Here is an 11963-nt window from a genome sequence, read left to right as displayed (position 1 = left end):
CGCGCCGCCCCACCCTTACCTTCTCGATCGATGAAAGTTGGCATCTCCTGCAATCGCTTCGGCGCCGGCGGCGGCCTGGAGCGCTACGCGCTCGACATCAGCCGCGCCATGGCGCGGCGCGCCGATACCGAAGTCTCGGTCTACGCACGCCGCTTCGACGCCGGCGTGGCGGCGTCCGCCGGGGTTGCCGCGCATCGGGTCTTGGTGTCGTGGCTGCCGGGCAAGCTGCGCGACCGCTATTTCTCGTGGCGGCTGCAAGGGCTGCGCGATGCCGGCGAGGTGCTGATCGGCTGCAACCGCGTGCGCGGTTCCGATATCGCCATCTGCGGCGGCACCCATCGCGGCTACCTTGCCGCCCGCGGCACGCCGGCGCGGCGCTCGGACCAGTGGCAGATCGATCTCGAAAGCGCGCAATATGCCGGCGCGCACCGCGTGGTGGCGCATTCCGCGCTGATGCGACGCGAAGTGATCGAGCTGTACGGGATTGCGCCCGAGCGCGTCGAGCTGGTCTACCCGCCGGTCGACACGCAGCGTTTCACGCCGGTCGATGACGGTGAGCGCGCCGCGCTGCGGCGCGAGTTCGGCTTTGGCGACGACGAGATCGTGTTCCTGTTCCCGTCATCGGGCCATGCGCGCAAGGGCTTCGACCTGCTCGCCGACTACTTCTCCCGCTCGGACCTGCCGATCACGCTGGCCGTGGCCGGCCGCCCGGTCGGGCGCACCATCGCGCGCGTACGCGAGCTGGGCTACAGCAGCCGCATCGACGCGCTCTACCGCGCCGCCGACTTCACCATCCTGGCCTCGGGCTATGAGCCGTTCGGGCTGGTGGGGGTGGAATCGGTGCTGTGCGGCACGCCGCTGGTGTTTGCCGACAATATCGCCTGCCTGGAAGTGATCCGCCCGCAGGCCGTGCATGCGTTCTCGCGCGAGCGCGGCGAGACGCTGGACCATGCCATCCGCGCCGCGGTGGAGTCGGTGCGCCGCGGCCAGGCGCGGCTGGCGAACCCGCTGGCGCTGCTCGACTACGACCCGGGCATCGAGGTCCATGTCGACACCCTGCTGAGGCTTGCCGCCGACGCGCGAGGCGCGCGGGGCGCCGCCTGAAGCGGCACCCGACGCGAACTCGGGCAGCGCTTAGTCGTACACAGTGCTGACGGCATCCGCCGACAGCACCTGGCGCAGCGCGGTCAGCGCCTCGTCGGAAGGCACCACCTGCCAGTCGGGACCCAGCATGGCTTCGCAGCTGGCGGACTTTGCCTCGTAGCGAATCCGCACTGGCAGGCCCTGCGCGCCGCTGGCGCGCGCCAGGTGCGGCATCAGCAGCTCGCGCAGCATGCCGGTCGAGGAATTGCCGTTCATCGACAGCCGCACCGCGCTGGCAAAGCGCACCCGCGCGGCGACCAGGTCCATCACCGATTCGGCGGTGAAGCGAACGCCGCCGGTGAAGGTATCGTGGCGCGCATTGCCGGTGGCGATCAGCAGTTCGTCCTCGCGGAACATCTGCCGGTTGGCGTCGAAGACCTCGTTGAACACGGTCATCTCGACCAGGCCGGTGCCGTCGTCGAGCGTGACGATCAGCATCTTGCCGCGCTGGGTCATCTGCGTGCGCATGCCGCTGATCACGCCGGCAATGGTCTTGCCGCGCACGTCGCGACCGAAGCCGCCGCCGTTGCCCTGCACTTCCTTTTCCAGCCCGGCCAGCGTGCCCTTGTTGAAGCGGCGCACCTCGTCGCGATAGGCGTCGAACAGGTGGCCCGAGAAGTAGTAGCCGAGCGCCTGCTTTTCTTCCTGCAGCGTGCGCTTGGGACTCCAGCGCGGCTCGTCGAGCAGCTCCGGGCGGTGCGCCTCGCCGGCATCGCCCATCAGGTCGAACAGCGACACCTGGTTGGCGGATTCGGCCTTCTGCTCGGCGGCTTCCATCGCGATCGGCACCGACGCGAGCAGCTGCGCGCGGTTGTCGTTGAGGCTGTCGAAGGCGCCGGCGCGGATCAGCGCCTCGATGGTGCGGCGGTTGACCTGGCGGCGGTCGACCCGCTCGCAGAAATCGAACAGGTCGGTGAACGGCCGCTCCTCGCGCGCGCGCAGGATGTCTTCGATCGCGCCCTGCCCGCTGCCCTTGATGCCGCCCAGGCCATAGCGGATGGTCTTCGGGTCGGTCGGCGCGAAGCGGTATTCGCTGGCGTTGACGTCCGGCGGCAGCACCGCGATCTTGTTGAGCTTGCAGTCCTCGTAGAGGATCTTGACCTTGTCGGTGTCATCCATGGCCAGCGACATGTTGGCTGCCATGAATTCGGCCGGATGGTGGGCCTTGAGCCACGCGGTGTAGTACGCCAGCAGCGCATAGGCGGCGGCGTGCGACTTGTTGAAGCCGTAGCCCGCGAACTTCTCCATCAGGTCGAAGATGTCGTCGGCCTGCTGCGCGGACAGCCCGTTCTTGTCGGCGCCCTCGCGGAACATCACGCGATGCTGCGCCATTTCCTCGGGCTTCTTCTTGCCCATGGCGCGGCGCAGCAGGTCGGCGCCGCCCAGCGAGTAGCCGCCGATGATCTGCGCCATCTGCATCACCTGTTCCTGGTAGACCATGATGCCGTAGGTCTCTTTCAGGACGGGCTCGACGCGCGGATCGGGATACTCGACCTTCTCGCGGCCGTGCTTGCGCGCGCAGAAGCTGGGGATCAGGTCCATCGGGCCGGGACGGTACAGCGCCACCAGCGCGATGATGTCCTCGAAGCGGTCAGGCTTGGCATCCTTCAGCATGCCCTGCATGCCGCGGCTTTCCAGCTGGAACACGGCGACCGTGTTGGCGGTCTTGAGGATGTCGAAGGCGGGGCCGTCGTCGAGCGGGATCTGGCTGCAGTTCCAGTCGGCCTTGCCCGGGTCCAGGCGGCGAATATAGCGCTCGGCCCAGTCCAGGATAGTCAGCGTGGTCAGGCCCAGGAAGTCGAACTTGACCAGGCCGGCGGCCTCGACATCGTCCTTGTCGTACTGGCTGACCACGCCGCTCATGCCGTCGTTCTGCGCGCCCTGCGTGTACAGCGGGCAGAAATCGGTGAGCCGGCCGGGCGCGATCAGCACGCCGCCGGCGTGCATGCCGACGTTGCGGGTCATGCCCTCGACGCGCTGCGCCAGCTCCAGCAGCTGGCGTACTTCCTCTTCGTTGCGCTCGCGCTCGGTCAGCAGCGGCTCTTCCTTCTTGGCCTCTTCGATGGTGACCAGCTTGCCCGGCTTGAACGGGATCAGCTTGGCGATGCCGTCGACAAAGCCGTAGCCGAGGTCGAGCACGCGGCCCACGTCGCGCACCGCGGCCTTGGCCGCCATGGTGCCGAAGGTGGCGATCTGCGACACCGCGTCCTTGCCGTACTTCTCCTTCACGTACGTGATCACGCGATCGCGGCCGTGCTGGCAGAAATCGATGTCGAAGTCGGGCATCGAGACCCGTTCCGGGTTCAGGAAACGCTCGAACAGCAGCGCGTACTTGAGCGGGTCGAGGTCGGTAATGCCGAGCGCATACGCCACCAGCGAACCGGCACCCGAACCGCGGCCCGGGCCCACCGGCACGCCATTGTTCTTGGCCCAGTTGATAAAGTCCGCCACGATCAGGAAGTAGCCGGGAAAGCCCATCTTGATGATGGTGCCGGTCTCGAACTCCAGCCGCGCGTAGTATTCCGGGCGCTTGCCCTCGCGCACCGCCTCGTCGGGGAACAGCACCGCCAGGCGCTTCTCCAGGCCTTCCTTGGCCATGAACACCAGGTAGTCGTCGAGCGACATGCCATCCGGCGTCGGGAACAGCGGCAGGCGCGGCTTGCCGAGCTCCAGCGTCAGGTTGCAGCGGCGCGCGATCTCGACCGCGTTCTCAAGCGCCGACGGGATGTCGGCGAACAGCGCGCACATCTCGTCCTGGGTCTTGAAGTACTGGTCGGTGGTGAAGCGCCGCGTGCGGCGCGGGTTGGCCAGCAGCTCGCCCTCGGCGATGCACACGCGCGCCTCGTGCGCGGTGTAGTCGTCGGGCGTCATGAACTGCACCGGATGCGTCGCCACCACCGGCAACTGCAGCGCGGCCGCGAGTTGCACCGCCTGCTGCACGTAGGCGTCGGTGCCGGCGTGGCCGGCGCGCTGCAGCTCGATGTAAAAGCGCTGCGGGAACACCGAGGCCCAGTGCTGCGCGGCGCGGCGCGCGCCGTCGGCATTGCCGTTGGCGAGCGCCATGCCGATATCGCCGCCCATCGCGCCCGACAGCGCGATCAGGCCCGTGGCCAGCGGCAGGTCGTCTTCGCCCGGTTCCAGGAACCACGACGGATCGATCTCGGCGCGGCCGCGATGCTGGTTGCCCAGCCACGCGCGCGACAGCAGCATGCACAGGTTCAGGTAGCCGCGCCGGTCCTGCACCAGCAGCAACAGGCGCGCAGGCTTGTCGCGGTCTTCGGCGTTGGTCAGCCACACGTCGGCGCCGACCACCGGCTTCACGCCCTTGCCGCGCGCTTCCTTGTAGTAGCGGATCAGGCCGAAGGCGTTGGCAAGGTCCGTCAGGGCGAGCGCGCCCATGCCATCGGCCGCGGCGGCCTTGACGGCATCATCGAGGCGGACGATGCCGTCCACGATGGAGTATTCGGAATGCAGGCGGAGGTGTACGAAGCGGGGTGCAGACATGGGCGACATTGTACCGGCTCGGCCCGCCGGCATGCCGCCAATGTTGCGTGCCACGCGCGCCGGCGCGCCCGCGCGCATAGCTGATCGGCGCGCTGGGGAATGCCACGCGCCAGGCGCGCGCGCGCTATAATTTCGCCTTTCCAATCAGGCAGTTATCGCAGGCTGTCGGCGCCCCTCGGGGCGCCGCCGCGGCGGCGCAGTGTCCCATGCAGATCGTCAATATTTCCGCTTACAAGTTTGTCTCGCTGGACGACATCGAGACCCTGCGCCCGGCCATGCGCGAGCGCTGCGAGGCGGCGGGCCTGAAGGGCACGATCCTGCTCGCGCCGGAAGGCATCAACATGTTCCTGGCCGGCCCGCGCGAAGCGATCGATGGCTTCATGGCGTGGCTGCATGCCGATGCGCGCTTTGCCGATATCGCGCCCAAGGAAAGCCTGTCGGACCACCAGCCCTTCAAGCGCATGCTGGTGCGCGCCAAGAAGGAAATCATCACCATGAAGATGCCGCTGATCCGCCCCGAGGCGGGCCGCGCGCCCGCGGTGCGGCCGGTGGACCTGAAGCGCTGGCTGGACCAGGGGCACGACGACGAAGGCCGCCCGGTGGTGATGCTCGATACGCGCAATGATTTCGAGGTGGCGGTCGGCACCTTCGAGGATGCGGTCGAGTACGACATCGCCAAGTTCAGCGAATTTCCCGACGCCGTCGCCGCGCACAAGGCAGACCTGGAAGGCAAGACCGTGGTCTCGTTCTGCACCGGCGGCATCCGCTGCGAGAAGGCCGCGATCCATATGCAGGAAGTCGGCGTCGAGCGCGTCTACCAGCTCGAAGGCGGCATCCTGAAGTACTTCGAGGAGGTCGGCGGCAGCCACTATCGCGGCGACTGCTTCGTCTTCGACTACCGCACCGCGCTGAACCCAAGCCTGGAACCGGCCGGGCCCAAGCAGTGCTTTGCCTGCCGCGCCGTGGTCACGCCCGAGCAGCAGCAAAGCCCGCACTATGTGGTCGGCAAGAGCTGCCCGCACTGCATCGGCGGCAAGGACCGGGCCGCCGCCTGAGGACGGCTCGCGCGCGGCTCAGGCCGCCAGCAGGTGGTAGAGGTTGCGCAGCATGCCGGCGGTGGCGCCCCAGATAAAGCGCTGGCCGCCGTTCTCGCGCGGATAGGGCATGGCGTAGAACATGCGCTCGCCGTCGACCCAGCGGAACAGGCGCCGCTCATGGTGCGACGGGTCCATCAGGAAGGCCAGCGGCACTTCGAACACATCGGCCACTTCCGAGGCGTCGGGGCGCAGCGTGAAGCCATCGCGCACCAGGCCCACCACCGGGCTCACATGGAAGCCGGTGCCGGTGATGTAATCCGGCAGCGCGCCCAGTACCTCGACATAGTCGCGGGCCAGGCCCACTTCTTCTTCCGTCTCGCGCAGCGCGGTGTCGATGCGGTTGACGTCCCACGACTCCTGCCGTCCGCCGGGGAAGCTGATCTGGCCGGCATGCGCGCTGAGGTTGGCATTGCGCTGCGTCAGCAGCACCGTCAGGCCATCGCTGCGCTCGACCAGCGGCACCAGCACCGCGGCATCGCGCAGCCCGCGACTGCGATCGTAGACCCGTGATTCGTCGGTCAGCTCGGGCGCCCACGCCGGCGGAGCCCGGAAGCGGTGCCGGATAAAGTCGACCTGCAGGCGCGGCGCGCTCAGCGCACCGTTGCGCAGGTCGGTATCGATGACGGGAAGGGATTCGGGATCGAAGGCGGGGCGCATAACATCGCAAGTATGACAGAAGCGCGCCATCTGGCGCCGCAGCAACGCGCGGCGGTGGGCCCCGCGCGGCCATGCAAAAAGGGCACCCTGGGGTGCCCTTCCTGAGAAAACGCTGGCCGGGTCGCCCCGGCCGGCATGTCCGGCTTACTCCGCGGCCTTGGCAGCGGCGGCAGCCTTCGACACCAGCTTTTCCTTGATACGTGCGGACTTGCCCGAACGCTGGCGCAGGTAGTACAGCTTCGCGCGACGCACGTCGCCGCGACGCTTCACTTCGATGCCGGCGATCAGCGGCGAGTACAGCTGGAACGTACGCTCCACGCCTTCACCCGACGAGATCTTGCGCACGATGAAGGACGAGTTCAGGCCGCGGTTGCGCTTGGCAATCACGACGCCTTCGTAGGCCTGCACGCGCTTGCGGTTACCTTCGACCACGTTGACGCTGACGACGACGGTGTCGCCGGGCGCGAATGCGGGGATGGTCTTGTTCGCGGTCAGGCGCGCGATCTCTTCCTTCTCGATCTGTTCGATGAGGTTCATCGTTTCTTCTCCGTAACCATCGTGCCGGCGTTGTATGCCCCAGGATTTCCCGGGCCCCGGCAGAGGATGGGGTTTTACCTGGCGGGAGTTTCCCCCCGCCCTTCTTTCGCCGCCCATTCCGACAAGAATTTCTCGTCGGCGCGGGTCAGCAAACCTTGTTCGCGGGCCGCCTCGATCAGGTCGGGGCGCTTGCGCGCGGTATTGGCCAGCGCCTGCTGGCGCCGCCATTTTTCAATCTCGGCATGATGGCCCCCTAACAGGATGTCGGGGACCCGCACGCCTTCATATTCTTCCGGCCGGGTGTAGTGCGGGCAATCCAGCAGGCCGTTGACAAAGCTGTCCTGCACCGCCGACTGCGCGTCGCCCAGCACGCCGGGCAGGTGGCGCACCACCGCGTCGATCAGCGCCATGGCCGGCAGTTCGCCGCCCGACAGCACGAAATCGCCGAGGCTGATTTCCTCGTCTACGCGGCGGTCGATCAGCCGCTGGTCGATCGCCTCGTACCTGCCGCACAGCAACACCAGGCCCGGCCGCTGCGCCAGCTCCATGACCTTGGCATGCGTCAGCGTCTTGCCTTGCGGCGACATCAGCACCACATGCGGCTGCGTCACGCCGGCCTGCGCCTGCGCCGCCACCGCGGCATCGATCGCATCGTCCAGCGGCTTGGCCAGCATCACCATGCCGGGACCGCCGCCATAGGGCCGGTCATCGATGGTGCGGTAGTTGTCGACGGTGAAATCGCGCGGATTCCAGCTGCGCAACGCATACCGCTGCTGCTTGGCCGCCCGGCTGGTAATGCCCCAATCGGTCAGCGCGCGAAACATTTCGGGAAACAGCGTGATCACGTCGAACTGCATCCGCTCTCTCCCTTCCCTATTCCGCACAGGACCTGCACCTGTGCAGGCACGGCTCAGTAATCGAGCCCCCAGTCCACCACGATGCGCTTGCCCGCGGTATCCACCGTGCGCAGGAACGCGTCGACAAATGGAATCAGCCGTTCACCGGCCTTGCCGTCGGGCTGCACGAAGGCAACCTGCAGGATCTGGTGGGCACCGTTGTCGATCAGCCCGGACACCTCGCCCAGCAACTCGCCTTGCTCGTTGCTGACGCTGCAGCCGATCAGGTCGACCCAGTAGAACTCATCTTCTTCCGGCGCCGGAAAATCCGCGCGCCGGATCCACACGCGGCGGCCACGCAGCGCTTCCGCGAGATTGCGGTCGGCCACGCCGGCAGCCTGCGCCACCACGGTGCCGCTGTGCTCGCGCGACTGCGCGATTTTCACGCAGGCGGGCTCGGCCCGCGCCGCGTCGGCCGCCACCAGACCCGCCTGCGGCGGGCTCAGCAGCCACCAGCGGCGGGCATGCAGCAGCGCCGACGCATCGTCGGCATGCGGCTGGACCTTGATCCAGCCACGGATGCCATAGGCAGCGCTGACATAGCCGACTTCCACCAGGTCTTCGGGCAGCGGATCGGCATACAGCAGCGCCGCGGGCAGCCTGAGCGCCTTGGCCGGCTCGCCCTGCGGCCGGTTCATGGACCGGTTCAGTGGCGGCCGCGTCGGCCGCCCGGCGTCCTGCTTTCGCTCAGTCACGTGTGCGCATGGTCCAATGCAAACGCGCCCCGCCGGTTATGGCAGGGCGCGTTGCAGACGGCAATCAGGCAGCAGCCTTGGCGCCTTGCTTGACCAGGCGGGCAACGGTCGGCGACAGCTGGGCGCCGACGCCTTGCCAGTAGGCCAGGCGGTCTTGCGACAGGCGCAGGCCTTCTTCACCTTCGGCTGCCAGCGGGTTGTAGAAACCAACGCGCTCAATGAAACGACCATCGCGACGGTTGCGCGAGTCGGTGGCGACGATGTTGAAGAACGGGCGCTTCTTGCTGCCGCCGCGAGCCAGACGGATAACGACCATGGAATGATTCCTCAGAAAACGGGGTGTTCAAGGGCGTTCGAACACGAAACGCAAGAGTATAGCCCAATTCCCGAGGCCAAACAAACACTTAGGCGGTTGACGCGTGAACGCGGCGCAGGCATCGTGGCAAAAACCGCGACAGGAGGCCCAACATGCGCCCCGCTCTGCACTTCATGGTTGGCATGGTACCGCGTACGCTGCTGGCGCTCATGGTACTGGCAACGAGCCAGTCCGCGCTGGCCGCCCTGCCGCTGGACCAGCTGCGCCTGCCGCCCGGCTTCCGCATCGAGGTGCTGACCGACGACGTGCCGGGCGCGCGCGCCATGGCGATGTCGCCGTCGGGCACGCTGTTCGTGGGATCGCGCAGCGAAGGCAAGCTCTATGCGGTCAGCGATGCGCTCGGCACGCGCCCGCGGGTGCGCACCGTCGCCACCGGCTTGCGCAATCCGCTCGGCGTGGCATTCCATGACGGCAGCCTGTATGCGTCCTCCGTCTCCAAAATCGTGCGGCTCGACCAGATCGAGGCGCGCCTGGACCAGCCGCCCGCGCCCAGGGTGGTGAGCGACCGCTTCCCGTCGGACGGCCACCACGGGGGCAAATTCATCGGCTTCGGACCGGATGGCTACCTGTACGTCGCCACCGGCGCGCCCTGCAACGTGTGCGAGCCAGACGAAACCCGCTATGCCAACATCGTCAGGATGAAGCCCGACGGCACCGGCCTGCAGGTGGTGGCACGCGGCGTGCGCAACACCGTCGGCTTCGACTGGCACCCCGCCACGCGCGAACTGTGGTTCACCGACAACGGCCGCGACCGCATGGGCGACGACGTTCCCGACGACGAACTGAACCGCGTCACCGCGCCCGGCCAGCATTTCGGCTATCCCTACTGCCATGCCGGCAACGTCGCCGACCCGGAATACGGCGGCAAGCGCCCGTGCTCCGAATTCGTGCCGCCCGTGGCCCGCCTGGGCGCACACGTCGCCGCGCTGGGCATGCGCTTCTACACCGGCACGCAGTTCCCGCCGGAATACCGCAACAACGTCCTGATCGCCGAACACGGCAGCTGGGACCGCAGCGAGCCTTCCGGCTACCGCGTGGTGCGCGTGGTGCTGGACGGCGCCGGCAAGGCCGTGCGCCAGGAGGTGTTCGCACAGGGGTGGCTGCGCGGCGGCAGGGCCTGGGGCCGGCCCGCCGATGTCCTGGTCGCGCCGGACGGTTCGCTGCTGGTCAGCGACGACCATGCGGGGGCGATCTACCGCATCCGCTACCAGCCCTGAATCCGGCTGAAAGCCCCGCCCGGCGCGGCTTTGTGCGGGCGAAACAATCCGTTACACCGGTAACGGGATTGGCATAGGCGCCCCGATGCCCCATGCGTACCATGAACCCATCTTCCAACAGCAACACAGCGCGACAGGACCCTGGGAATCCGCATGCTCACCCGCTCTCTCCTGCGCGACCTGGTGGCTGGCATCCTGGTGGCCTCGGGCCTGGTCGGCGCGGTAGCCGCCAGCCATGCCCAGGTCGCGTTCTGGCAACAAGTCCGTTCCGATGGCCGGCCCGCCCGGATCCAGTCCGGAGATGGCTGGCAGATGGCCAGCGTGCGCGCCGAAAGCCGTGAACACGTGCAGGCGCAGATCGACCGGATGGAGGCGCGCGCCCGCGCCGACGACCGGCTCAGCGGCCGCCGCGCCGCGCTCGCCGGCGCCCGCGACGACAACCGCGGCCGCGGCCCGGAACGCAATCCCCCCAATGACGCCCGCAACGAGCCGCGCCAGGGCCAGATCGGTCCCGGCTGGCAGGCGCGCGGCCGCGACAACGGCCGCTGATCGAAGCCGTCGGTGCTTCCCCGGCGCCTGAATACCGCGCCCCGCCCCTCGCTGCGGAACTCCGCCCCCGCCCGGCCTGTCTCTACTTAAGTGTGTGCCCCGATTCCGGGCGCGCGCACAGGCTGCCGCCCGGCGCTGCCCGGGGCTCACAGCGTGCCGTCATGTGCGGACGGCAATCGAACTGACCTGCCTCTGCCCGACACCTCCTGCCGGGACCCGACCAAGACGGCCCGGGCGCAGCCTCCAGAATGACAATAATTCTGTGAGGTTTGTCATGTCACCCCTGCTTAGCGACCTGGCCGAACACGCTGGCCAGCTATCGCTGTCGATCCTGTTCATGGGCATCCTGACCCTGGTTCTCTACAGCGAAACCCATATCAGCGAGCACGCCTCGGCCTTTATCCGCGGCCTGATCGCCGGCGGCTGGCATTAGCGCCGCTGGCGCCTTTTGACGCACTTCCCTTCCTTGCGCTGACTGCCGGCGTACAATGTGGGCCGGCCGGTACCCTTGTGCCGCCACTTCCGTGCCGGCGCAACGCCGGCCTGCATCCCAGGCCTGAAACTCTCTTTCCGACCATGCCCGCAGCCACGCCAGCCCGCCACGCCTCTCCGCTCGCAGCGCCGTCGGCGCGCGGCAAATCCAAGCTGCTGACCGTGGCGCTGGCGTTCCTGTTCGGCAGCCTGGGCGCACACCGCTTCTACCTGGGCGGCCTGCGCGACCTGTATGGCTGGGCGCACCTGCTGGCGCTGCTGGCCGGCGCCATCGGCGTGGCCTCGATGGCCACCGGCGCGGGCAGCCCGGCGCTGAACTGGACCTTGGCGGTGGCCGGCGGCATTTCCGTCATCAGCGCCTTCCTGGCGGCGATCGTCTACGGGCTGCGCCCGGACGACAAATGGGATGCCCGCTTCAACCCGCACGGCAAACCCACGCGCTCGGGCTGGCCGGTGGTGATCCTGGTGATCCTGTCGCTGCTGATCGGTACCGGACTGCTGATGGCGGGGCTGGCGATCAGCTTCCAGACCTTCTTCGAATCGCAGGTCGAGGCCGCGCGCGAACTGTCGCAGTAGTCGCCTGCGCACGGCTCTCCTGGCGCATCGTTTGTGCGCGATCAAGGCGGCCGCAATCGCCGGTTTCCCTTTCGGCCAATTCGCCCATACTGGTAGAGCCGTCCGATCCTGGCGGCGCGACGCGCGGCGAGGCCACGCCCCCGGCTGCGCAAAGGAGCAAGAATCGACATGCCAAGCTATGAGGAAGGACGCCTGGCGGCGATCGCCGTCCGGCTGGCGCTGTC

12 protein-coding genes are annotated in these 11963 nt (G+C 68.0%); 6 read left to right on the top strand and 6 right to left on the bottom strand.

Features of this window, described 5'->3' with window-relative positions; genetic code table 11:
- Positions 1–30 precede the first annotated feature (30 nt).
- Positions 31–1104: a glycosyltransferase family 4 protein gene (locus tag FHX60_RS17230; RefSeq protein ID WP_183284005.1), complete on the top strand. Its 1074-nt coding sequence runs from the start codon at positions 31–33 to the stop codon at positions 1102–1104.
- 30 nt (positions 1105–1134) lie between these two features.
- Here FHX60_RS17230 and dnaE read toward each other — a convergent pair whose 3' ends face one another.
- Complete coding sequence (gene dnaE / locus FHX60_RS17225) at positions 1135–4647, bottom strand: DNA polymerase III subunit alpha (protein ID WP_112773896.1); 3513 nt, start codon at positions 4645–4647, stop codon at positions 1135–1137.
- A 206-nt stretch (positions 4648–4853) separates the two neighbouring features.
- On the opposite strand from dnaE, the gene FHX60_RS17220 reads away from it, so the two are divergent.
- A complete protein-coding gene (locus FHX60_RS17220) occupies positions 4854–5702 on the top strand; it encodes a sulfurtransferase (protein WP_112773532.1) in 849 nt (282 codons plus the stop codon).
- A gap of 18 nt (positions 5703–5720) precedes the next feature.
- Here FHX60_RS17220 and FHX60_RS17215 read toward each other — a convergent pair whose 3' ends face one another.
- The 5 genes from FHX60_RS17215 to rpsP form a co-directional block, all read right to left on the bottom strand.
- A complete protein-coding gene (locus FHX60_RS17215; RefSeq protein WP_092308224.1) occupies positions 5721–6401 on the bottom strand; it encodes a CoA pyrophosphatase in 681 nt (226 codons plus the stop codon).
- 144 nt (positions 6402–6545) lie between these two features.
- Positions 6546–6938, bottom strand: a complete 393-nt coding sequence (gene rplS, locus FHX60_RS17210; RefSeq protein WP_012352117.1) for a 50S ribosomal protein L19 — start codon at positions 6936–6938, stop codon at positions 6546–6548.
- Between the two features lie 74 nt (positions 6939–7012).
- Entirely contained in the window at positions 7013–7795 is a 783-nt protein-coding gene (gene trmD, locus FHX60_RS17205; protein WP_183284004.1) for a tRNA (guanosine(37)-N1)-methyltransferase TrmD, read from the bottom strand.
- A gap of 53 nt (positions 7796–7848) precedes the next feature.
- Positions 7849–8472 (bottom strand): ribosome maturation factor RimM, encoded by a 624-nt coding sequence (rimM, locus tag FHX60_RS17200; RefSeq protein ID WP_181486944.1) that lies wholly within the window; start codon positions 8470–8472, stop codon positions 7849–7851.
- A 121-nt stretch (positions 8473–8593) separates the two neighbouring features.
- Complete coding sequence (gene rpsP / locus FHX60_RS17195; protein ID WP_018007036.1) at positions 8594–8845, bottom strand: 30S ribosomal protein S16; 252 nt, start codon at positions 8843–8845, stop codon at positions 8594–8596.
- 152 nt (positions 8846–8997) lie between these two features.
- Here rpsP and FHX60_RS17190 point away from each other — a divergent pair, with 152 nt between their 5' ends.
- From FHX60_RS17190 to FHX60_RS17175, 4 genes are all read left to right on the top strand, one after another.
- Positions 8998–10122 carry a PQQ-dependent sugar dehydrogenase gene (locus FHX60_RS17190; RefSeq protein ID WP_183284003.1) on the top strand — a complete coding sequence of 375 codons (1125 nt, stop codon included), beginning with the start codon at positions 8998–9000 and terminating at the stop codon, positions 10120–10122.
- A 153-nt stretch (positions 10123–10275) separates the two neighbouring features.
- The gene (locus FHX60_RS17185) at positions 10276–10671 is read left to right on the top strand and encodes a hypothetical protein (protein WP_092308216.1); all 396 of its coding nucleotides are present in this window, start codon (positions 10276–10278) and stop codon (positions 10669–10671) included.
- Between the two features lie 274 nt (positions 10672–10945).
- Positions 10946–11104, top strand: coding sequence for a hypothetical protein (locus tag FHX60_RS17180; RefSeq protein WP_165835196.1), 159 nt, complete (start codon positions 10946–10948; stop codon positions 11102–11104).
- 143 nt (positions 11105–11247) lie between these two features.
- Positions 11248–11739 (top strand): NINE protein, encoded by a 492-nt coding sequence (locus FHX60_RS17175; RefSeq protein ID WP_183284002.1) that lies wholly within the window; start codon positions 11248–11250, stop codon positions 11737–11739.
- Positions 11740–11963 lie beyond the last annotated feature (224 nt).

The sequence above is a fragment of the Cupriavidus alkaliphilus genome, assembly GCF_014191175.1.
Classification (GTDB): domain Bacteria; phylum Pseudomonadota; class Gammaproteobacteria; order Burkholderiales; family Burkholderiaceae; genus Cupriavidus; species Cupriavidus alkaliphilus.
The sequence above is the reverse complement of the archived record's forward strand: the minus strand, read 5'-3'. Positions and strand labels throughout refer to the sequence as shown.

Coding starts and splice junctions, on each gene's coding strand:
- FHX60_RS17230 (WP_183284005.1), top strand. CDS start 31: ATGAAAGTTGGCATCTCCTGCAATCGCTTCGGCGCCGGCGGCGGCCTG.
- dnaE (WP_112773896.1), bottom strand. CDS start 4,647: ATGTCTGCACCCCGCTTCGTACACCTCCGCCTGCATTCCGAATACTCC.
- FHX60_RS17220 (WP_112773532.1), top strand. CDS start 4,854: ATGCAGATCGTCAATATTTCCGCTTACAAGTTTGTCTCGCTGGACGAC.
- FHX60_RS17215 (WP_092308224.1), bottom strand. CDS start 6,401: ATGCGCCCCGCCTTCGATCCCGAATCCCTTCCCGTCATCGATACCGAC.
- rplS (WP_012352117.1), bottom strand. CDS start 6,938: ATGAACCTCATCGAACAGATCGAGAAGGAAGAGATCGCGCGCCTGACC.
- trmD (WP_183284004.1), bottom strand. CDS start 7,795: ATGCAGTTCGACGTGATCACGCTGTTTCCCGAAATGTTTCGCGCGCTG.
- rimM (WP_181486944.1), bottom strand. CDS start 8,472: ATGAACCGGCCGCAGGGCGAGCCGGCCAAGGCGCTCAGGCTGCCCGCG.
- rpsP (WP_018007036.1), bottom strand. CDS start 8,845: ATGGTCGTTATCCGTCTGGCTCGCGGCGGCAGCAAGAAGCGCCCGTTC.
- FHX60_RS17190 (WP_183284003.1), top strand. CDS start 8,998: ATGCGCCCCGCTCTGCACTTCATGGTTGGCATGGTACCGCGTACGCTG.
- FHX60_RS17185 (WP_092308216.1), top strand. CDS start 10,276: ATGCTCACCCGCTCTCTCCTGCGCGACCTGGTGGCTGGCATCCTGGTG.
- FHX60_RS17180 (WP_165835196.1), top strand. CDS start 10,946: ATGTCACCCCTGCTTAGCGACCTGGCCGAACACGCTGGCCAGCTATCG.
- FHX60_RS17175 (WP_183284002.1), top strand. CDS start 11,248: ATGCCCGCAGCCACGCCAGCCCGCCACGCCTCTCCGCTCGCAGCGCCG.